This is a genomic window from Leifsonia sp. ZF2019 (genome assembly GCF_019924635.1).
Taxonomy (GTDB): domain Bacteria; phylum Actinomycetota; class Actinomycetes; order Actinomycetales; family Microbacteriaceae; genus Leifsonia.
Genome location: NZ_CP065037.1, coordinates 385810 through 406758 on the forward strand (window position 1 = coordinate 385810; position 20949 = coordinate 406758).

At 72.2% G+C, this 20949-nt stretch carries 16 protein-coding genes; 11 read left to right on the forward strand and 5 right to left on the reverse strand.

Going from position 1 to position 20949, the window contains the following annotated elements; translation table 11 throughout:
* Positions 1 to 3: 3 nt before the first annotated feature.
* The 5 genes from IT072_RS01795 to IT072_RS01815 all read left to right on the forward strand — a co-directional run bounded on the left by IT072_RS01795 (position 4) and on the right by IT072_RS01815 (position 9675).
* Positions 4 to 1350, forward strand: coding sequence for an aspartate aminotransferase family protein (locus tag IT072_RS01795; RefSeq protein ID WP_223359085.1), 1347 nt, complete (start codon positions 4 to 6; stop codon positions 1348 to 1350).
* Positions 1351 to 1387: 37 nt separating this feature from the next.
* A complete protein-coding gene (locus tag IT072_RS01800; RefSeq protein ID WP_223359086.1) occupies positions 1388 to 2851 on the forward strand; it encodes a xylulokinase in 1464 nt (487 codons plus the stop codon).
* Positions 2852 to 2867: 16 nt separating this feature from the next.
* Positions 2868 to 4151 (forward strand): diaminopimelate decarboxylase, encoded by a 1284-nt coding sequence (gene lysA / locus IT072_RS01805; protein WP_223359087.1) that lies wholly within the window; start codon positions 2868 to 2870, stop codon positions 4149 to 4151.
* Positions 4148 to 5890 carry a serine hydrolase domain-containing protein gene (locus tag IT072_RS01810; protein ID WP_223359088.1) on the forward strand — a complete coding sequence of 581 codons (1743 nt, stop codon included), beginning with the start codon at positions 4148 to 4150 and terminating at the stop codon, positions 5888 to 5890. The genes lysA and IT072_RS01810 overlap by 4 nt, the downstream gene beginning before the upstream one ends.
* A gap of 293 nt (positions 5891 to 6183) precedes the next feature.
* Entirely contained in the window at positions 6184 to 9675 is a 3492-nt protein-coding gene (locus IT072_RS01815) for a fibronectin type III domain-containing protein (RefSeq protein ID WP_223359089.1), read from the forward strand.
* Positions 9676 to 9752: 77 nt separating this feature from the next.
* On the opposite strand, the gene IT072_RS01820 is transcribed toward IT072_RS01815, so the two are convergent.
* Positions 9753 to 10331, reverse strand: coding sequence for a GNAT family N-acetyltransferase (locus tag IT072_RS01820; RefSeq protein WP_223359090.1), 579 nt, complete (start codon positions 10329 to 10331; stop codon positions 9753 to 9755).
* Positions 10332 to 10391: 60 nt separating this feature from the next.
* On the opposite strand from IT072_RS01820, the gene IT072_RS01825 reads away from it, so the two are divergent.
* Entirely contained in the window at positions 10392 to 11084 is a 693-nt protein-coding gene (locus tag IT072_RS01825; RefSeq protein ID WP_223359091.1) for a VIT1/CCC1 transporter family protein, read from the forward strand.
* Here the strand turns inward: IT072_RS01825 and IT072_RS01830 are convergent.
* The gene (locus IT072_RS01830) at positions 11053 to 12405 is read right to left on the reverse strand and encodes an MFS transporter (protein ID WP_223359092.1); all 1353 of its coding nucleotides are present in this window, start codon (positions 12403 to 12405) and stop codon (positions 11053 to 11055) included. The genes IT072_RS01825 and IT072_RS01830 overlap by 32 nt on opposite strands.
* Before the next feature lie 78 nt (positions 12406 to 12483).
* Positions 12484 to 13509, reverse strand: coding sequence for an aldo/keto reductase (locus tag IT072_RS01835; RefSeq protein ID WP_223359093.1), 1026 nt, complete (start codon positions 13507 to 13509; stop codon positions 12484 to 12486).
* A gap of 171 nt (positions 13510 to 13680) precedes the next feature.
* Here IT072_RS01835 and IT072_RS01840 point away from each other — a divergent pair, with 171 nt between their 5' ends.
* The gene (locus tag IT072_RS01840) at positions 13681 to 14283 is read left to right on the forward strand and encodes a TetR/AcrR family transcriptional regulator (RefSeq protein WP_223359094.1); all 603 of its coding nucleotides are present in this window, start codon (positions 13681 to 13683) and stop codon (positions 14281 to 14283) included.
* 18 nt (positions 14284 to 14301) lie between these two features.
* Here IT072_RS01840 and IT072_RS01845 read toward each other — a convergent pair whose 3' ends face one another.
* Positions 14302 to 14943, reverse strand: a complete 642-nt coding sequence (locus IT072_RS01845; RefSeq protein ID WP_223359095.1) for a TetR/AcrR family transcriptional regulator — start codon at positions 14941 to 14943, stop codon at positions 14302 to 14304.
* 82 nt (positions 14944 to 15025) lie between these two features.
* Between IT072_RS01845 and IT072_RS01850 the strand changes: the two genes are divergently transcribed.
* The 4 genes from IT072_RS01850 (at position 15026) to IT072_RS01865 (ending at position 19625) form a co-directional block, all read left to right on the forward strand.
* Positions 15026 to 16456 (forward strand): purine-cytosine permease family protein, encoded by a 1431-nt coding sequence (locus tag IT072_RS01850; protein ID WP_223359096.1) that lies wholly within the window; start codon positions 15026 to 15028, stop codon positions 16454 to 16456.
* Positions 16453 to 18102, forward strand: coding sequence for an amidohydrolase (locus tag IT072_RS01855; RefSeq protein ID WP_223359097.1), 1650 nt, complete (start codon positions 16453 to 16455; stop codon positions 18100 to 18102). Before IT072_RS01850 ends, IT072_RS01855 begins: the two co-directional genes overlap by 4 nt.
* Before the next feature lie 105 nt (positions 18103 to 18207).
* Positions 18208 to 18648, forward strand: a complete 441-nt coding sequence (locus tag IT072_RS01860; RefSeq protein WP_223359098.1) for a MerR family transcriptional regulator — start codon at positions 18208 to 18210, stop codon at positions 18646 to 18648.
* Positions 18645 to 19625 (forward strand): NAD-dependent epimerase/dehydratase family protein, encoded by a 981-nt coding sequence (locus IT072_RS01865; RefSeq protein ID WP_223359099.1) that lies wholly within the window; start codon positions 18645 to 18647, stop codon positions 19623 to 19625. Before IT072_RS01860 ends, IT072_RS01865 begins: the two co-directional genes overlap by 4 nt.
* Before the next feature lie 9 nt (positions 19626 to 19634).
* On the opposite strand, the gene IT072_RS01870 is transcribed toward IT072_RS01865, so the two are convergent.
* Complete coding sequence (locus IT072_RS01870) at positions 19635 to 20876, reverse strand: DNA polymerase domain-containing protein (RefSeq protein ID WP_223359100.1); 1242 nt, start codon at positions 20874 to 20876, stop codon at positions 19635 to 19637.
* Between the last annotated feature and the right edge of the window lie 73 nt (positions 20877 to 20949).

The window sequence follows — 20949 nt, forward strand, 5'->3', positions numbered from 1 at the left end:
GAGATGACGTTCACCACTGCGTTCGCCGAGCGCACCACCGCGACGAAGGCGCTCTTCGAGCGAGCCAAGGTCACCATCCCGGGAGGCGCGGGCAGCACCGCCCGCCTCCCGCGCAACGGCTGGAAGCCGTACCCGCTCTTCATGGCGGAGGGGCAGGGGTCGCGCCTGCGCGATGTCGACGGCAACGAGTACATCGACTACCTGCTCGGCCTCGGCCCGATGATCCTCGGCCACCGCCACCCGCAGGTCACCCAGGCGGTGACCGACGCGATCGCCGAGCTCGGAACGTGCTTCGGCCTGCCGTACGAGCTCGAGATCGAAGCGGCGGAGAAGGTCGTCGCCGCCGTTCCGGGGATCGACCAGGTGCGCTTCACCAACTCCGGCTCGGAGGCGGTGGGGACGGCGGTGCGCCTGGCCCGCGCCACCACCGGTCGGCGGCTCATCGTCCGTTTCGAGGGCCACTACCACGGCTGGCAGGACACGGTGTACTGGTCCAACCACGTCGACCCCGCGCTCGCCGGCCCGATCGACCACCCCCGCCCGGTCGCGATGGGCGGCGGCGTGCCCGCCGAACTGCAGGACACTCTCGTCGTGCTCAGCTGGAACGACCCGGAGAGCTTCATCGCCCTGATGGAGACCCGCGGGCACGAAGTCGCCGCCGTGCTCACGGAGCCCGCCGTCTTCAACACCGGCTGCATCCTCCCGGAGCCGGGCTACCTCGAACTCCTGCGCGAGCAGACGAAGAAGCACGGCGCATTGCTCATCTTCGACGAGGTCATCACCGGATTCCGGTTCGCCCGAGGCGGCGCCCAGGAGTGGTTCGGCGTCAACGCCGACCTGGTCACCTTCGCCAAAGGCATCGGCGGCGGGTTCCCGGTCGCAGCGATCGGGGGGACCACCGAGGCGATGCGCCTCATCGCCGACGGCACCTACTCGCACTCCGGAACCTACAACGCCAACGTCGTCCAGTGCGCCGCCGTCTCGGCGACGATGGACGTGCTCTCCGAGCCGGGCCTCTATGAGCGCCAGCGCGCCCTCGGCAACCGCCTGGCCCGGGGGCTGGAGACCATCGCCACGGCGAAGGGCGTTGACGCCTACGTCGAGGGAATCGGGACCGTTTTCCAGCTCTGGTTCGCCGATCGGCCCATCCGCAACTGGCGTGACGCGGCGGCGCACGCGCGCGAAGACATCTTCACCCGCTGGTACGAGGAGATGGTGGTGCGAGGCGTGCTGTTCCACCCGCTCCAGTTCGAGAACCTGTTCGTCTCGCTGGTGCACTCGGACGAGGACATCGACGCGACGCTGAACGCCGCGGAGGACGCCCTGAGCGTGGTCGCGCGCGAGTTCTAGAGTGGGCGCACCGGGAGACGACGGCGAAAGGACACGAGTGACGGACCAGGGCGAGCTGTCCATCGGACTCGACTTCGGCACGAGCGGCGCCAAAGCGCTGGCCGTCTCCCGCGATGGCGGAGTGGTCGCCCGCTCCGCCATGCCCTACCCGACCCGCCGCCCCGAGCCGGACGCCGCCGAGCAGGATCCCGGCGACTGGATCCGCGCCCGCGACGGCGTGCTGGCGGACCTCGCGGCACAGACCGACCCGACCCGGTGGGGGGCACTCGCCCTCTCGGCGATGCTCCCCACCCTGGTCGAGCTCGACCCGGCAGGCCGGCCGATCGCCCCCGCCATCACCTGGGAGGACGGCCGGGCCGATCCGGAAGGTCGACGCATCGCGGCGGCAGCGGGGGAGGCCGCCGTCTACCGGACGACGGGACAGCGTCTCGACGGCCGGTACCTGCTGCCGATGCACGCCCGACTCGCGCGCGGGGGCGTCCACGAGGACACGACGATCGCGGGGGCCAAGGACTTCCTGTTCTCGTCACTCACCGGGCGCCTCCTCACCGATCCCAGCACTGCGGCGGGTACGGGCGGCTGGGCGCTCCGCGGTGGCTGGAACGCCGCCGTGCTCGCTGCCGCCGGCGTCGCCGCCGATCGGCTCCCGGAGGTCGCCGCGGCGATCAGCGCGGTGCCGCTGCGACCCGAGCTCGCCGCGCTCTGGGGCTGCCGGCCCGGGCTCCCGGTCGTGCTGGGAGCCGCCGACTCGGTCCTCGGCGCCTACGGGCTCGGCGTGCGCTCGCCGGGGACCGTCGCCTACATCGCCGGGACGAGCACGGTGATCCTCGGCTGGTCGGCCTCCCCCGATCCCGACCCCCAGGGACGGTATCTCGTCACGCCGATGGCCGACGACGGCTACGGTCTCGAGATGGATCTGATGGCCACGGGCTCCGCGTTGTCCTGGCTAGCGGGGCTGCTCGGGGTCAGCGGCGGCGCACCCGCCGTCATGGCCCTCGCCGACGAGGGTTCCCTGCTCGACGCGCCCCTGGTGCTCCCGTACCTGTCGCCCGGAGAGCAGGGCGCCCTCTGGGATCCCACGCTGTTCGGCGCCGTGGAGGGCCTCACCCTGCGGACCACCGGCGCCGATATCGCCCGCGGCCTGATCGCCGGGATCGTCGCCGAGTCCCGGCGCTGTCTGGCGGCCCTCGCCGAGACGGAGGGCGCCGGCGCCGGGCCCGTCGTCGTCAGCGGACGGGGCGGCTCCTCCCGCGCGTTTCGCCAGGCGCTCGCCGACGCGAGCGGCCGCACGGTGCTCCACGACCCCGGAGAGCAGGACCACTCCGCACTCGGGGCCGCCCTGCTGGCCGGGCGCTCCGCGCTCGGCTGGCCGGACGAATCCGCCGTGCGCCGTGACGCCTTCGTCGCCGTGCGCCCGGAGCCGTCCGGCGTGGCCGCCTGGACCGAACGCTACGAACGCCACGAACGCGCACGACTCGCCCAGCGCGCCCGCCTCGCCTGACCCTGCGGAGGAGACCATGAACGACACCCTCACCCCGGCCGACATCGACCTGACCCTGTACCCGGAGGGCACCCGACTCGACGACGACGGGCGGCTCCTCATCGGCGGGTGCGCCGTCGCGGATCTCGCGGACCGGTACGGCACACCCGCCTACCTCATCGACGAAGGCGCATTGCGGCGGCGTGCCCGAGCGTACGTGCAGGCGTTCCGCGACCGGCACCCCGCATCCCTGGTGCTGTTCGCCTCGAAGAGCTTCCCCTCCGCCTCGGTCATCGGGGTCGTCGCCGAAGAAGGCTGCGGCACCGACACCGCGGCCGCCGGGGAGCTGCGGCTCGCGCTCGCCGCCGGCGCCGACCCGGCTCTCGCGGTCTTCCACGGCAACGCCAAGACCGACGACGACATCCGCACGGCCGTGGACGCCCGCGTGCGCTACATCGTGATCGACAACCTGGACGACGTGGAACGCATCGCGCGCATCGCCACCGAGCCGGTGCCGGTCCTGCTGCGGGTCAGCCCGTCGCTGGAGGCGCACACCCATGCGGCGATGATGACCGGGCACGACACCTCCAAATTCGGAGTCCCGCCGGAGCAGGTCGCCGACACGATCGCCGCGATCCGTCGCGAGCCGATGCTCGATCTGCGCGGCCTGCACGCCCACGTGGGCTCCCAGCTGCTCGACCTCGACCAGTTCGAGGCCGAGGTGCAGGCACTGGCCGCGTTCGAACGGTTCGGCGTGTACGACCTCGGCGGCGGGCTCGGCGTGCGTTACGTGTCGGACGACGTCGCGCCGTCGGTGGAGGAGTACGCCGACCGTGTGGTGGCAGCGGTGCACCGGCACCTGGGTCGGGACGTCGAACTGCTCGTCGAGCCCGGGCGGTCGATGGTGGCCCGCAGCGGGGTGACGGCGTATCGCATCGTCACGGTCAAGCACGGTGGACGGGTGCACGCCGCCGTCGACGGCGGCATGGGCGACAACCTCGAGGTCTCGCTCTACGGCCAGGCGTTCACCCCCTCCGTCATCGACCGCTCCGGACCCGCCGAGACGGTGGACGTCGTCGGACGGCACTGCGAGTCGGGCGACTATCTCGCCAACGACGTCCGCGTGGTGAGCCCCCGGGTCGGCGACCTCCTCACCGTCCCGGTCACGGGGGCGTACTGCTACACGATGTCCAACAACTACAACGCCGCGCTGCGACCGCCGGTCGTATTCTGCGACGACGGGCGATCGCGGCTGGCGGTCCGCCGCGAGACGTTCGACGACCTGCTGCGGCGCGAGCAACTGCTCGGGGCCGGCGAGTGACCGGGCGGCGCGGAGGCCGGCCGGCTCCCGCAGCTGCGGCAGCCGGCGCCGTCGTCGAGCGCATCGCACGCGAGTGGGCGGTTCCCGGGGTGGTCATCGCCGTCACGGACCGCAAGCGCGTCGTGTGGCAGCATGTCACCGGCTACGCCGACCTCGCGCGCGGCGTCCCGCTGCGGACCGACCATCTGCTCGAGATCGGGTCGATCAGCAAGATCGCGACCGCCATGGTCGTGCTCCAGACCATCGCCGCGGGAGGACTCCGGCTCGAGCAGCCGATCGGGGAGGCGCTGCCCTGGGTGCCTGCGCCGCTGCGCGACCCGGCGATCACGCTGCGCACCCTGCTCACTCATACGGCCGGCCTGGTGGGCAGCGTCGACGCGCTGCCCGACGAGCGCGCACAGATCGCGGCATACGCGGAGGCGTCCCCGGTGCCGCCGGGCGCTCCCGGTTCGCGCTTCCACTATTCGAACGTCGGCTATCTCCTCCTCGGCCTGGCGGCGTCCTCCGCGGCCGGCCGCCCGTTGCCCGAGCTGGTGCGGGAGCAGGTCTTCCGGCCGGCGGGGATGGTCGACGCTGCTCCGGTCATCACCTCCGCCGATGCCGGCCGGCTCGCCTCCGGTCACCAGCCGCTCGCCGAGGACCTGCCGTGGCGTCCGGGCGATCCGCTGGTGGCCGCACCCCTGATCGAGACCGCGGGAAGCGACGGCAGCATCGCCGCCACGGTCGCGGATCTCGCGGCGCTGGCCCGCGTCCTCCTCCGCGAGGGCGAGGGCGACGCGGGCGTCGTCCTCGATCGGTCGTCGTTCGCCGCCATGACCGGCACGCTCGCTCCGGAGGGCGAGGAGGTGCTCGTCCTCCCTGGAACGGCTGCTCCGGAGTGGAGCCGCTACGGTCTCGGGATCAATGTCGAGCAGACGCCCCGCGGTCCCGTGCTCAGCCACGGCGGAGGGATGGTGGGCTTCGCGTCGTTCCTGCTCGCCGACCCCGCCGCGGGCAGGGCCGTCGTCGTCCTGACCAACGCCGACGGGGACAGCCCGGTCGCGGAGGCCCTCGCGCGCTCGGTCGACGCGGTGTTCGAGCGCGGTGGCCCGGGAGCGGAGCAGCAGGGGCTCTCAGGAGTGCGGTGGGCGCGTCCGTCGAGCGGCCGCGGTCCCGGCCCCCACGTGAGCGTGCGGCCGCCCGCTCTCCCCGCCGCGGCCCTCGGGGTGTTCCACGGCACCGACGGGAGGCGGCTCGAGGTCCTGGCGGCCGGCGACGGCCACGACGTCGTCCTCGACGGCCGTTCGGCAGCGCTGCGGTGGACGTGGAGCGACCGGTGTCTCACGACCCTGCCGGAGCTGCGACGCTTCGCGCTGGTGTTCGACGGCACGGCGTGGACCTGGGGTGCGGAGGAGTTCCGGCCGGAGCACGGGGCCGGGGGCGCACCCGACCCCGCGGCTGGTCCTGCGCTCCCCAGCGGGCATGACATCGCGGCGGTGCCCGGTCACTACCGCTCGTACACCCCCTGGTACCCCCATCTGAGAATCGTGCGGCGCCGATCCGGGCTCGTCCTCATCGCTCCGAGAGGCGTGGAGGCTCCCGCGGAGGACCACGCGCTCGTCCCGCTGGGCGGTGGGGCGTTCCGCATCGGCGAAGACCCGGCCGCACCCGAGATCCTGCGTGTCGGACCGGTGATCGACGGCGGCTGCGCCTGGATCGACCGCGACGGATGCCGGTACTCCCGGTCGTTCACCGCCTGAGAGATCTCTCAGGTCCCCCGAACCGGGGCCACTCCAACTGGGGCATACTCCCCGCACCGCCGGTATCGATAACGTCGGAGCAGGGAATCGCACACACTGTCACGTCCGGCGCATCTCGCGCGCCGTCGTGACCCGCGCATCCCCTCCTGCCCGCACCCGACACGGCTGAGATCGAGATGACACCAGACATTTCCGTACCCGAACCTGCCCGAATCCCCACTCGTTCGTCCTCCCGCCCGAGACACGCCCGCATCGGCCGGCGCCTGCTCGCGGGTCTCGGCGCGGCAGCGCTGATGGCGTCCGCGTGGCCGCTCGCCGCCGCAGCCGCCCCGGTCGTGGGCGGCTCCGGCACGCCCATCTCCTACACCGAGCAGGGAGCACCCGTCCCGATCGGCCAGAACGTGACGATCACGAGCGACTCGGGAAGCCCCTCCACATACGGCGGCGGATACATCGACTTCCAGATCAACGGCGACCCGGCGTCGGCGCTCCTCTCGCTGCAGAGCGATGCGTCGCCCAGCACGGTGGACGGCGCGATCTCGATCGTGGACGGCATCGCCTATCGGGGCAACGGCACCACCGCCGACATCATCGGCTCGGTCGACGAGAAGCTCGATGGGACGAACGGTCACCTCCGGGTGAACTTCACGAGCCCGTTCTCCAACTCGAGCTTCGAGGACGGCATCACCGGCTGGACGCCCGTCACTCAGCAGGTCGACCTCGGCGTCACCCCGATCGCGGGCTATCCGTCGCTCGAGACGGGCACCTACCCGTCCGGCAGCGTCGCCGCACCGCAGGGGCCGCCGACGAACCAGGACAACAACGTGCCGTCCCGGCTCGGCACGCTCGCGGTGAAGCGCGACACCACCCAGTTCACCGATGGGAAGGCGAGCCTCTCGCTGTCGTCGGTGGGAATGACGACCCTGGCCGGCTGCGACGTCGTGCACGGGCCGGCGGTCTACAGCGACCCGTTCCCCGCCTCGAAGGGCGACCAGATCTACTTCGACTGGCGCGCGTTCCACGGTGACGACGCCTATGACGTCCTGGGCTACATCCTGAACTCCGACACCGGCGCCACGACGCCGGTGCTCGACGCGACCGGTGTCGGCACCGGCGACACCGCGTGGGCGACCGTGAACGCCTCCATCCCTGCGGACGGCGACTACCGTTTCGTGTTCGTCGCGGGCACGTTCGACTTCACGTGCGGCAAGGCCGCCGGCGCGTCGCTGTTCATCGACAACGTGCGGGTCTACGGCAAGAAGGCGACCGATGCCGCCGCTCAGGAGATCGCGCACCGCTTGCTCTACAAGAACACGTCCACGAACCCGCCGACGACTCCGCAGACCCTCACGGTGACGGTCAAGGACACCACCGGGACCACCGCGACCGACACGCAGCCCGGCGTCCAGATCCAGCCGGTCGACGATCCGCCGACGCTCGCCTCCCCGACTGCCGTCGCCTACACCAACACCGCAGCTGCGCCGGAGACCTTCGCGGTGCAGAACGGAACCCTCACCGGCACCGACCCCGACAGCACCGGCCTCGTCTACGGCATCGCCGGCGGCGTGGCGAACTCCGCCGTGGCGGGCTTCGACACCGCACGCGCCGGTGCCTTCGGCACGCTCTACCTGAACTCGGCCACCGGCGCTTACCGCTTCGTCCCGGACGCGACCGCGATCGACTCGACGATGGTGAGCGCGGCCGACGCGTTCACCCTGACGGTGACCGCGGACGGCAAGTCCGACGCGAAGCAGCTCGCCGTCGACATCACCGTCCCGGTGTCCGGTGTCGCTCACGCGCCCACCGGGCTGCAAGCGGAGCCGGGCGCCGCATCCGCCGTCCTCACCTGGACCGCACCTGACTGGACGGGCGGGACCGCCCTCACCGGCTACCGGATCGAGTGGTCGCTCGACGGCGGCCTCACCTGGACGAGCGCGGACACCGGGTCGACGGACACCGCCTATACGGTGACCGGCCTGGCCAACGGCGTGGACACCCGCTTCCGGGTCAGCGCGATCACCGGCGCCGGTGCCGGAGCGGCGAGCTCGCCGTCGTCCGCGACCCCACGCACCGCGCCCGGGGCGCCGACCGGCCTCGCCGCCCAGCCGGGCGACACTCAGGTGGCCCTGTCGTGGCAGGCTCCGGCCGACGACGGCGGCGCACCGGTCACGGGGTACCGTATCGAGATGCTTGCGACCGGCGGATGGACGACCCTCGTCGCCGACACCGCATCGACCGCGACGACCTATACGGCCACCGGGCTCACGAACGGCACGCGCTCCTCGTTCCGGGTCACCGCGATCAATGTCGGCGGCGCCAGCGTGGCGAGCGATGTCGCCGTCGCGACGCCGCGGACCGTCCCGGGGGCGCCGACCGGCCTCGCCGTCCAGCCCGGCGACGGGCAGGCGGTGCTCTCCTGGACCGCCCCGTCGGACGACGGCGGTGCACCGGTCACCGGCTACGGCATCGAGATGTCGTCGGACGGCACGACGTGGACCGGTGTCGTCGCCGACACCGGCAGCACCGCCACCACCTTCACGGTCGGCTCGCTCGTCAACGGCACCGCGACGCAGTTCCGCGTGAGCGCGGTCAACGTGGCAGGCGCGGGTGCGCCGGGTGCGGTCGTCTCCACCACGCCGCGGACCGTACCCGGTCTCCCCACCGGCCTGACCGCGGCGCCCGGCGACCACCAGGTCGTCCTGGCGTGGACCGCGCCCGCCGCCGACGGCGGGGCGCCGATCAGCGGATACCGCATCGAGAAGTCCACGGACGGCGGAAAGACCTGGACGGTCCAGGTCGCCGACACGGGCTCGACCGCGACCGGTTACATCGCCGACGACGTGGTGAACGGCACGGAGACGGCGTTCCGCGTGAGCGCGATCAACGCGGCCGGCGTCGGAGCTCCCGGCGACCCGGCGTCCACGACGCCGCGGACCACGGCCACCGGGCTCGCCATCACCTCGATCACGCCGGGCAACCACACCCTCACCGTCGCGTTCACTCCTCCGTCGGACGACGGCGGCGCCCCGGTGACCGGCTACGAGTACTCGCTGGACGGCGGCACGACGTGGGTGCCGTTCGATGCGAGCGTGAGCCCGCTGGTGATCGGCGGTCTCGACAACGGCGTGGACTACGCCTTCACGATGCGGGCGGTGAACGCGGCCGGGCCCGGGCCGTCCACCGCTGTCCGATCGGTGCGCGCCGAGGTCTCCCCGGTGGCGGTCCCCGGGAGCACGGGAACGGCCCTCCCCGAGCTGAACCCGGGCGAGACCCGGATGTACATCGACGGGAAGGAGGTCACCGTGACCGTCACACGCGCCGACGGCGTCCTGACCTTCCAGGGCGACGGCTACACCATCCGAATCAGCGCGGACGACAAGGGTGCCGTGCAGCTCGACGCCCAGGGCCGCATCGTGATCACCCACGGCGGCACCGTCCACGTCTCCGGCACCGGCTTCAAGCCCGGCTCGACCGCCGATGTGTGGCTCTTCAGCGCGCCGGTCCTCCTCGGCCAGCCGGTCGTCGACGGCACGGGGGACTTCGCGGCCTCGTACCAGATCCCGGCGAGCACCCCCGCCGGGGCGCACACCCTCCAGATCAACGGCCTCTCGGCGGACGGGAAGCTCCGCACCGCCGTCACCGGTGTGATCCTGGAGGCGGAGACGGGTCTGGCGTCCACGGGATCGAGTGCGGCCGGCGCGATGGTCGCGGGAGGCTTCGCGGTCGCCCTCGTCCTCGCCGGCGCCCTGCTCGGAGCCCGCAACCGCCGCCGTCGGACGGCCTGATCGGAGTCGGCCCGGATGCGCTCCGCACTCGCGAGCGCATCCGGGCACGCTCGATCCCCTGATCGATCGCCCGGCGGCTACGCGGCCGGCGTTGCCGCTCCCCGCGCCTGCCGGTCGCACTCCGCGCGGAGCAGCGCCCAGCTGTCGACGCTCGTCCACTCATCCTTGAACCAGTCGGCCTCCACCGCGCGTCCCTCGTGGCGGAATCCGAGCCGGGTGAACAGGCGGGCGGCCGCCGTGTTGCGTGCGTCGGTCGTCGCGCACACGCGGTGCGCGCCGAGCGCGCCGAAGAGGGCTGCGATGAGGCCGCGGAGCGCTTCTGCGGCTGCTCCCGTCCCCTGCATCGCGGGAGCGATGGTGACTCCCAGCTCGTACGAGTCCGGCTGGTCGGGCAGGGCGTGCACCGCGACGTCGCCGACGAGCGCACCCGTCGAGCGGTCGCGGACCGCCACCTGGAGCCAGAGACCCGACTGCGGGACGATCGCATCGGGCTGGGAGGCGAGCAGTTCGTCGGCGTCGTCGGTCGAATAGGTCGGCGTCCACGACTGCCACCGGGCCACATCCGGCACCCGGCGGTAGTCGACGAAGGCATCGCGATCCTGCTGCGCCAGCGGGCTCAGCGCGAACCGCTCCGTCGTGATCGGGAACATGGGCATGAGGATCACGCTAGCCGAGCGTCCAGGTGGCAGGCCTCCGTGCCCATGCCACAATGCCCCATGCCCACCGTCCTCGCCCGCCTCCGCTCCGCGGTCACCGACGCGGCCTCCCTGCGCTCGTGGACGGTCGACGCGAACGACGGGATCATCGCGACCGCGGGTGTGCTGGAGGGTTTCGCGGGTGCCGGAGCGAGCGATGCGACCCTGCTGACCGCTGCGGTGGTCGCGACCATCGCGGGCGGACTCAGCCTGGGCGGGGCGAAGTGGTCGGAGGAGGCTGCGGAGCGGGAGGCGCAGCTGCGGGTGGCGCGGGAGGAGGCTGCGCAGCTGGAGCTGAGCCCGGAGGAGGAGGTCGTCGAGCTGGCCGGGTACTACGAGCGCAAGGGAGTGAGCGCCGCGGTGGCGCGGCAGGTGGCCGAGGAGCTGACGGCGGCGGACGCTCTGGGCGCGCAGCTCGAGGCGGAGCACGGGATCCGGGAGGTCATGGCGCGCGCGGCGCCGGTCTGGGCCGGGGTGAGCGCGAGCGCCGCGTTCGTGCTGGGGGCGCTCGTCCCGCTGCTGATCACCGTCCTCGTGCCGGGCAAGCTGGAGGCGTGGGCGGTGCTGGTCGCGGTGATCGCATCGCTGGTGCTGACGTCCGTCGTCAGCGCGCGCAGCGGGCGCACCGGTGTGCTGCGGACGATGACGCGGTCTCTCACGGTGGGCGTGGGGACGCTGGGGATCAGCTTCCTCGCGGGGCTGCTGATCTTCTGAGGGTCCGCGCGGGCGCGGCCGGCCGGCGCGCCTTCTCGCCCAGCCGGTCGAGCGGCACGAACGCGTTCAGCGTCACCAGAGCGATGCCGCCGGCCGCGGCGATCGCCCCCGGGATCCAGAACAGGTGCGGCAGGCCCAGCCAGGCCGTCCCGATGCTGCCGACGAATCCTCCGACGGCCGCGTTGATCGCGTACGAGCTGAGGAAGACGCTGGAGGCCATCCCGACCCGCGCGGGCTGGAACCGCTGCGCGACCGTGACGCCGAGCACGCCGAACGTCGCGATCACGCCGGCCATCAGCATCTGTCCGGCGATGAGGGGCAGCAGGTGGGGCTCGATCGCGTCGGCGGACGCGTAGCAGGCGTGCGCGCCGACGGCCATCACCGCACCAGCGAGGAGCACGCGGGCGATGCCCACCCGGTCGGCGATCAGCGCCGCGAGCGGCATGAGCGCGACCTCGACGAGCGGCTGGAAGCCGATGATCGCACCGCGCACGGCCGCACTGACATGCAGGTCGCCGTCCATGTAGAGAGGGAGGTAGGCGAGCTTCACGGTCTCGCCGCACATGATGAGCACGTAGATGCCGGTGAAGAGCAGCAGCGGGACCATCGAGTGGGTCCGTGGCGCGCCGGTCGGGATGGGCGCGGTGCGCGTGAGCGCCGGGGCGGGCGGTAGACCGGCATCGGGCTCCGGCTCGGCCGCCGCCACCAGGGCTGCGCCCGGGACCGGCGCCGCCCGGCCCGCACCGATCAGCGGGACGATCGACAGGAGGAGGCTGACGCCGGTCGCGAGCAGCAGCGGCCGCAGTCCGAGCACGGCGCCGAGCGTCGCGCCGATCACCGGCCCGATGATCCACCCGAACGCCATCGCCATGCGCGTCAGCGCGACGACCTGGTTGTCGACCGGGGTGGGGTGCCGGTCCAGCTCGTCGCGTACGGCCGCCTGGAGCTGCGCCGCACCCGCGCCCGCCACGCTGAGCAGCAGGATGTTGATGGCGAACGGCATCCACGTCTGGGTGGCGAACGCCATCAGCACCCAGCCCGCGAAGCCGGCGAGAGCCGACAGCCGGAACACCAGCAGCCGCGACCCCGCCCGATCGGACAGCGAGCCCACCACGTAGCCGGCGATCGGCGCGGCGAGGTTGGTCAGGTAGTACAGGCCGGCCAGGGCATCCGTGAGGTGCAGCTCCCGCACCAGGAACAGTGTCATCTGCGGCGCGGTGACCGAGATGCCGATGCCCGAGATGACAAGGCTGATGAACGCGCCGCGGAGGAGGCGCGAGCGGAGGATGTAGCGCGCGGCTGCGGCGCGGGTGGGCGGCACCGACAGATGGTATCAGAGTGGTCGCATAGTGGACTACTCGGTCGGCGTCGACGCCGCCGCCGGCTTCCGCATCGCCCGCTACTGCGCCGACCGCTCCGCAGCCGGTCGCCGACGCAGGGTCGCGTCGCCGACCTCCGGCCCGCGGTAGACCATGTCCATCGCGCCGATGCTCTCGCCGGGCGGGACGATCGCGTCGATCCGGTCGAGGATCTCGTCCGAGAGGGCGACATCGACGCCTGCCAGCGTGTCCTCGAGCTGCTCCATCGTGCGGGGGCCGGCGATGGCGGAGGTGACACCCGGGTGGGCGATGACGAAGGCCATCGCGAGGTGGGTCAGTTTCACGCCGGCGTCTTCGGAGAGCGCGACGAGCTCCTCCACCGCCGCGAGACGGCGCTCGTCGCGGAAGTGGCGCATGCCGGTGCGGGCGGAGCGGAAATTGTCGTTCTCCTGGCCCGCGCGGTAGCGGCCGGTGAGGGTGCCGCCGGCGAGCGGGCTGTAGACGAGGGTGCCCATCCCGTACCGCTGCGCGACGGGGAGGATCTCGCGCTCGATCTCGCGGTCGAGGAGGGAGTAGTTCGGCTGCTCGGTGCGGAAGCGCTCGAAGCCGCGCCGCTCCGACATCCACTGCGCCTCGACGATCTCGGAGCCGCGCATCGACGAGCTGCCGATCGCGCGCACCTTGCCCTGACGCACGAGGTCGGTGAGCGCGGAGAGCGTCTCGTCGATGTCCGTCGCCGGATCGGGGCGGTGCAGCTGGTAGAGGTCGATGTGGTCGGTCTGCAGGCGGCGCAGCGAGCGCTCGACGGCCTGCACGATCCACCGGCGGGAGGCACCGCGGTGGTTGACGTCGTCGTCGACCGGGCCCCAGAACTTGGTGGCGAGCACGACGTCGTCGCGGCGGCCTTTGAGTGCCTCGCCGACCACCTCCTCCGAGTCGCCGTAGCGGTCGGCCGTGTCGACGAAGTTGATGCCGGCGTCGAGCGCGCGGTGGATGATGCGGACCCCCTCCGCGCGGTCGGGGTTGCCCAGCGAGCCGAGCATCATCGCGCCGAGCGCGTACGGGGTGACCTGGATGCCGGTGCGGCCGAGGGTTCGATACTGCATGCTGTCCTGCTCCTGACGGTTCGAGATCGCGGCACCGGGCGAGGCCGGGGTGTCGTAGGATCGGAGAATCGGAACGGCGCTCCGGTTGAGCTCCCGCTCTAACCGGAACAATGTTCCGCTTACGTGACGACTGTACACGGGCTGCGTCCCGTCCGCCAGAGGGAGCCCGCCATGACCGACTCGGCCGTCCGCCCGCAGCGGTCCGACGCGCGCCAGAACGTCGCGTCCCTGGTGGAGGCGGCGAAGGCCGTGTTCGCCGAGTCGGGGGTGGATGCGCCCGTCCGCACGATCGCGGCGAAGGCCGGCGTGGGCGTGGGGACGCTCTACCGCCACTTCCCGTTGCGCTCCGATCTGATCTCCGCCGTCTTCCGGCACGAGATCGATGCGTGCGTGGACGCCGCCCCCGCGATCGAGGCCGCCTACGCTCCCGGCGAGGCCCTGGATCGCTGGATCATGCGCTACACGCAGTTCGTCGCCGCCAAGCGCGGGCTGGCCGCCGCCCTCCACTCCGGCGACCCGGCCTACGAACCGCTCGCCGACTACTTCGCCACCCACCTCGCCCCGACGCTCGAGCGGCTCCTCGCCGCCGCAGTCGAATCGGGTGACGTGGTGCAGACGGTCGATGCGGTTGAGTTCCTCGGCGCGGTGGCGAACCTCTGCCACGGCGGGGAGGCCGGAGGGCCCGGCGGGCCGAACGGCGCCGGCATGTCACCGCGTGCCGAGCGGATGGTGCGCTTGCTGCTGGCAGGATTGCGGGCGCCCAGTCCGGCGTGAGGCCCCCGGTTCTTCTGGTCAGAGCGGTCTCGAAGACCCCACCCCGCCCGCGACCGTCCCCGGTGCCAGCCCCAGTGTCCACTCGGTCACATCGGCGACGAAGTTGGCCTGCACGGGGGTGCTGAGGTCGGCGGTGCTGTTGACGTAGGAGCCGCTCCCGTCGACGGCGATGAGGATGCGGATGCTGGCGGCCTCGGGGTCGACGTCGGCGAAGTCGCCGGTGGCGATGCCGGCGGCGATGATCTCACGGAGGCGGGCGCGGTCGAGGGCGTCCTGCTCCCGCAGGGTCGCCTCGAGCGTGGGCGTGAAGCGGGAGAGGTGGCGGGCGTTGAGCCAGAGGCGGGCCAGCGGCGTGGAGGTGCCGGTCTGGATGTGGGTGATGAAGTGCGAGAGGCGGGCCAGCGGAGTGCCCTCGGTGGGGAAGAAGCGTTCGCGCTCGATCTCGGCGGCGCGGGCGAAGGCCTCGTCGACGAGATCCTCGGCGGCGGGGAAGTAGTGCGAGATGAGGCCGGGCCGCACGCCGAGACGCGTCGCGACGGCACGCAGGGTGATGCGTTCCAGGCCCTCGTCGATGGCGATCTCGGCAGCCGCGGAGAGGATCTCTTCGCGCCGCTCCTCCGGTCGCTTCCGCACCCGGGGAGTTCCTGCTCTTGACTCCATGCGTCCCATGCTATTGAATGACTGACCAACAGTCTATTGGGCACATGACCAACAGCGAGGGAGCTGGGTCGGGAAGGAACGCATGTCCGGAGAGCGGATCAGCGCCGAAGAGTTCGTGGATGTCTCCACCCAGCCCGAGACGCGGGGCATCGAGGTCATCTCGGACGCCGAGCGGCACGGTCGTGCGCGGGACCTCTTCTTCGTGTGGGCGGCGCCCGGCGTCAGCATCCTCAACTTCACGGTGGGGGCGACCCTCATCCTCCTCGGCCTGGAGATCTGGCAGGCGGTCCTGGTGATCCTGGCGGCGGCACTCCTGTGGGTGTTCCCGGGGATGATCGCGATCAGCGGGCCCGCCTCCGGCACTTCCGGCTCGGTCGTCACGCGCGCGATGTACGGCGTCATCGGCAACAAGCTGTTCGTCGCGTTCGTCGGCTGGTTCATCGGGGCCGTGTTCCTGTCGCTGACCTGGCTCGCGTCGTCGTTCATGGGCGCCGATCTGCTGCGCCGCGTCGGCCTGACGGACCCGGTGTGGGTGCCGATCGGCGTGACGATCGTCGTGTCGGCGATCACGATCGCGGTCGCGATCTTCGGGCACGCGCTGATCCTGCGGATCTTCCCCGTGATGGCCGTCGCGCTGTTCGTCATCTTCGTCGCGGTTTCGCTCTTCATCCTCCCGACGGTCGACTGGGGCTACACCGCCGCGAACCCCCTGAGCGGCGTGCACCTGTGGTCGGCCATCTCGGTCGGGTTCACCATCCTCGCCTCGACCCCGCTGTCGTTCATCAACAGCCCGGACCTCGCCCGGTACCTGCCGCGCTCCACGAAGCCAACGCACATCGCCACCGCGACCGCGCTCGGAGGCGCGCTGCCCTTCATCGTCTTCACGAGCATGGGCGTGCTGCTGGCGACCGGGCTGAAGGCCGGGGCGTTCGACGCCGGGATCGACGTGGCGCTGTTCGACCTGCTGCCGGGCTGGATGGGCCCGTTGCTCGTCGTCGGCGTGATCATCAACACCATCGCGCTCAACGCGATGACCGCCTACTCGTCGAGCATGTCGCTGCAGGCCATCGGCTTCAGACTCAAGCGCATCCCGGCCGCGATCATCGTCGGACTGGTCGGTACCGCGCTCACCATCTACCTGGTGCTGTCGTCGAGCCTGCTGGAGGCCGCCAATCTGCTGCTGCAGTTCCTCGTGGTCGTGTCCGGCCCGGCGATGGCGATCTTCGCCGTCGACATCGTGCGCCGCCGCAACGTCTACGACGGCACCGACCTCTTCGACGACAGCCGGACCAGCCGCTTCTGGTACACCGGAGGCTGGAGCATCCCGGGCGTCGCGGCCCTGCTGATCGGCGGTCTCACCACCGCGCTCTGCCTCTCGACCGACGTCTGGGCCGGCCCGATCGCCCAGGCCCTCGGCCACGTGGACCTCTCCGTGCCGCTCGGGATGATCGTCAGCGCCGCCGTCTACGCACTGTTGGGCCGCACCCGGCTCGGAAAGGAGGGCCGGCTGTGACCGCCGACGCCCCGCGCACGCCCGCGCAGAACACCACCACCCTCTACCGGAACGCCCGCGTCTTCACCGCCGCCGCCGACGAGGCAGACCGCTGGGCCGACGCCTTCGCCGTCGCCGGCGACACGATCGTGTGGGTCGGGAGGGCGGGCGAGGAGCCTCCCGCGGCCGACTCCACGGTCGACCTCGAGGGGCGTCTGGTGCTCCCCGGCTTCACCGACGCGCACACCCATGTGCTGATGATGGGCGCCGCGCTCGGCCAGGTGTACCTGACGGAGGCGCGCGACCTCCACGACATCCGCAGCCTCCTGCTCGCCGCTCGGGAGGCCGACCCGTCGGCGACCGTGCTGCGCGGTCGCGGCTGGCTCTTCGACGCGGTGCCCGGCGGCGCGCCCACGGCGGCCATGATCGACGAGGCGATCGCCGACATCCCCGTCTACCTCGACGCGAACGACTACCACTCGTGCTGGGTGAACACGGCCGCGCTCGCCGAGCTCGGTATCACCCGCGACACACCCGACCCCATCGGCGGCGAGATCGTGCGCGACGCGTCGGGCGAGCCGACCGGGATGCTGCTGGAGACGGCAGCGACCCAGTACGCCTGGGCGCAACGCGACGAGGCCACGACCGACGCCGATCGCGACGAGCAGGTGCAGCGCACCCTCGACGCCTACCTCGCGACCGGTGTGACCGGTGTCGTCGACATGGCGATGGACGAGTTCGGTCTCGCCGCCCTGCAGCGCGCGCAGGAGCGCCACGGCGGCGAACTGCCCCTCCGGGTGGCGGCGCACTGGCTCGTCACCAACACCGGCGACGACGCCCGCAACCTCGCCCAGGTCGAGCACGCCGCGCGCCTGGCCGCCGACCCCGCGACACCGTGGCTGCGCGTGGTCGGCATCAAGCTCATCCTCGACGGCGTGATCGACGCCTGCACCGCGGCGATGCGCCACCCCTATGCGGACGGCAGCAACGCCGACCCGATCTGGCCGCTCGAGCGCCTCGCGCCGGTGGTGCGCGCCGCCGACGCCGCCGGCCTGCAGATCGCCCAGCACGCCATCGGCGACTATGCCAGCCAGATCGCGCTCGACGCCCTCGAGCAGGCCGTCGCCGCCAACGGCGACCGGCCCCGCCGTCACCGCATCGAGCACCTCGAGTACGCGGCTCCCGGCACCGCCGAGCGCATGGCCTCCCTCGGTGTGACCGCCTCCATGCAGCCGGTCCACTCGGACCCGGCCATCTTCGACAACTGGATGGCGATGCTCGGCGACGACCGGGTGGAGCGCGCCTTCCCGTGGCCGGAGTACGAGGAGGCCGGCGCCCTGCTCGCGTTCTCCACCGACTCGCCGACGGCGCCCCACCTGGCCCTCGCCAACATGTACGTCGCCTCCACCCGCGCCTCCGCCCTCGACCCCGCGATCGCGGCCGTACAGCCGCAGCACGCGCTGCCGCTGCAGCACGCGGTGGCGCACGCGACCCGCGACGCCGCAGCCTCCGTCGGCGACGGAGAGTGGCGCGGACGCATCGCCGAAGGCTGTGCGGCGGACTTCGTGGTGCTGGACACCGACGTGTTCGCGGAAGACCCGCGCGCGCTGCTGCGGGCCGAGATCGTACGGACGGTGGTCGCAGGGCGGGTGCGGTTCGAGCGGTAGAACTGCTTCGAGCGGTAGATCTGCTTCGAGCGGTAGATCTGCTTCGAGCGGTGAATGTGCAGGGACGCTTGACCTCAAGCGCTTGAGGTCTGTTCTGATGGGGACATGATCACGTTGGCCATCCAGGACGTCTCCCGGCAGAGCGGGCTCAGCGAGCCCACGTTGCGGTACTACGAGGAGGTCGGCCTGCTCGGGCCGATCGCCCGGGACGCGAGCAGCGGGCACCGGCGCTACAGCGAGAGCGATCTCGACGAGGCGCAGGTGCTCGCCTGCCTGCGGGCGATGGGCATCGGCATCGACGACATGCGCACGTACCAGCTGAACCGGCGGCGGGGGCGAGAGGCGGCGGGGCAGCAACGCGACATCCTGCTCCGTCATGCCGACCGGGTCGAGGAGCAGATCGCGACCCTCCGCGTGCACCTCGACTACCTGCGGGTGAAGGCGTCGCTCTGGGATGCCCGTGATCGTGACGACGTCGCCGCGGAGGCGGAGGCGCACGTCGAACTGGAATCCATCCTTCCCCGACTCGAGGAGACCCTCCGATGACCGATTCGCCCACCATCCTCGTCACCGGCGGTACCGGCTACCTCGCCACCCGCCTGCTCGCCGACCTGCTCGCGGGCGGCGCCGACGTGCGCACGACCGTGCGCTCCGCCGACCGGGCGGACGAGGTCCGTGCGGCCGTCCGCCGGGCCGGCGCCGACGACGCCGGACTGTCGTTCGCGACGGCCTCCCTCACCGACGACGACGGGTGGGCGGCGGCTCTCGCGGGAATCTCCGACGTCTACCACGTGGCCTCGCCGATGATCCAGACGGCGGACCCGGCCGAGGTCGTCGTGCCCGCCCGCGACGGAGCGCTCCGCGCGCTGCGGGCGGCCCGCGATGCCGGTGCCCGCCGGGTCGTGCTGACCTCGTCCTTCGCGGCGGTCGGCTACTCGCCCAAGCCGGTGCGCGACTACGACGAGAGCGACTGGACCGACCCCGCCACTCCCGGCCTCCCGGCGTACCCGCTGTCGAAGGCGGTCGCCGAGCGCGCCGCCTGGGACTTCGTCGAGCAGGAGGGCGGCGGACTCGAACTGGCCGTGATCAACCCGACCTGGATCGCCGGCCCGACGCTCACCGCCTCCGCCCGTTCGTCGCTGGCGCTTTTCACCGGGATGCTCGACGGCACGATCCCGGCCGTTCCCCGCCAGCGCTTCGGGATCGCGGACGTGCGGGACGTCTCGGCGGCGCACCGCGCGGCGATGGACACGCCGGCCGCCGCGGGCAAGCGCTACCTGGTGCTCGCCGACGGCCCGACGATGACCTTCCTCGACGTGGCGAACGTGCTCCGCGCCGAACTCGGCGACCTCGCCGCGCGTGTGCCGACCACCGAACTGCCGGGCGACGAACCGGCGCCCCTCACCATCCGCAACGACCGCGCGAAGGCCGAACTCGGCCTCCACCCGCGACCGGCCGTCGAGACGATCGTGGAGACGGCGACCAGCCTGCGGGACCTGGGGTTGCTAGGGCGGTCGGACTAGCGGCGCCGCCTACGCCCGTCCCGCCCACGGGCCGTAGTCCGCGACCAGCGCTTCCTGCTCCGGCCGCTGCGCTTCGGGCACGTGCTGCAGGTTCACCCGCACGCGGTACCACTGCGAGCTCGACCCCCGCATGCCGTCGACCAGCACGTCGGCGGGATGGAGGAGGGCTGCGGCGTCGGGATGGGCGGCCTTCCACTGCTCCAGTGCGTCCAGTGCCTCGGGCTTGGTCTTGGTGCGGGCGACCTCGATGAGCGGCATCTGCGAGACGCGGCGCCCCGACGCGGAGGCTGACCCCGCCGACCCCGATCCGCGCGGCGCATTCTCCGGCGGCCCGAGCTGGGCGGCCAGCGCCAGCAGACCCTCCAGCGAGCCGGCCTGCCCGTCGATCCCCGCGTGCGGATCGCCCCGCTCCGCGAAGCGCTCCAGCACCGTGGGCACGGTGAACTCCTCCGGTCGGCGTGAGCGCACCTCCTCCCAGTCGAGCGGCGTCGAGACGCGGGCGTCGGGGAGAGGACGGATGGAGTATGCGGAGGCGACGGTGCGGTCCTTGGCGTTCTGGTTGAAGTCGACGAAGACGCTCTCTCCGCGCTCCTCCTTCCACCAGTGCGCGGAGGCGAGGCCCGGGGCGCGGTTCTCGACCTCGCGGGCGAGCGTCTCGGCGGCGAGGCGCACGTCGGCGAATCCCCAGTGCGGCGCGATGCGCACCAGGATGTGGAGGCCGCGGGAACCGCTGGTCTTCGGCCAGCCGACGAGACCGGTGTCGGCGAGCACGTCGCGGGCGATGAATGCGACGTCGACGATCTGCGCCCAGTCGACGCCCGGCATCGGGTCGAGGTCGACCCGCAGCTCGTCCGGGTGGTCGAGGTCCTCGGCGCGGACGGCGTGCGGGTTCAGGTCGAGGCAGCCCAGGTTCGACACCCAGGCGAGGCCGGCGGCGTCCCGCAGCACGGCCTCCTCGGCCGACGTGCCGCTGGCGTAGTGGAGGGTCGCGGTGTCGATGAAGTCGGGGTGGCCCTCGGGCACGCGCTTCTGGAAAAACGGCTCCTGCGAGAGACCTTTCACGAAACGCTTGAGCACCATCGGGCGGCCCCCGGCTCCACGCAGCGCTCCCTCGGCCACGGCGACGTAGTAGCGGGCGAGGTCGAGCTTCGTGAGCCCGGGCTCCGGGAAGACGACCTTCTCCGGGCTCGAGATGCGGACCTCCCTCCCGGCGGCCTCCAGGGTGGCCTCGGACTTCGATGACGGCGACACGCCCGCCACGGTAGTGCCGAGCGGGCCGGTGGGGTAGCCCCGTCCCGGATCACCGGGATGCCCGCCCGCTCTT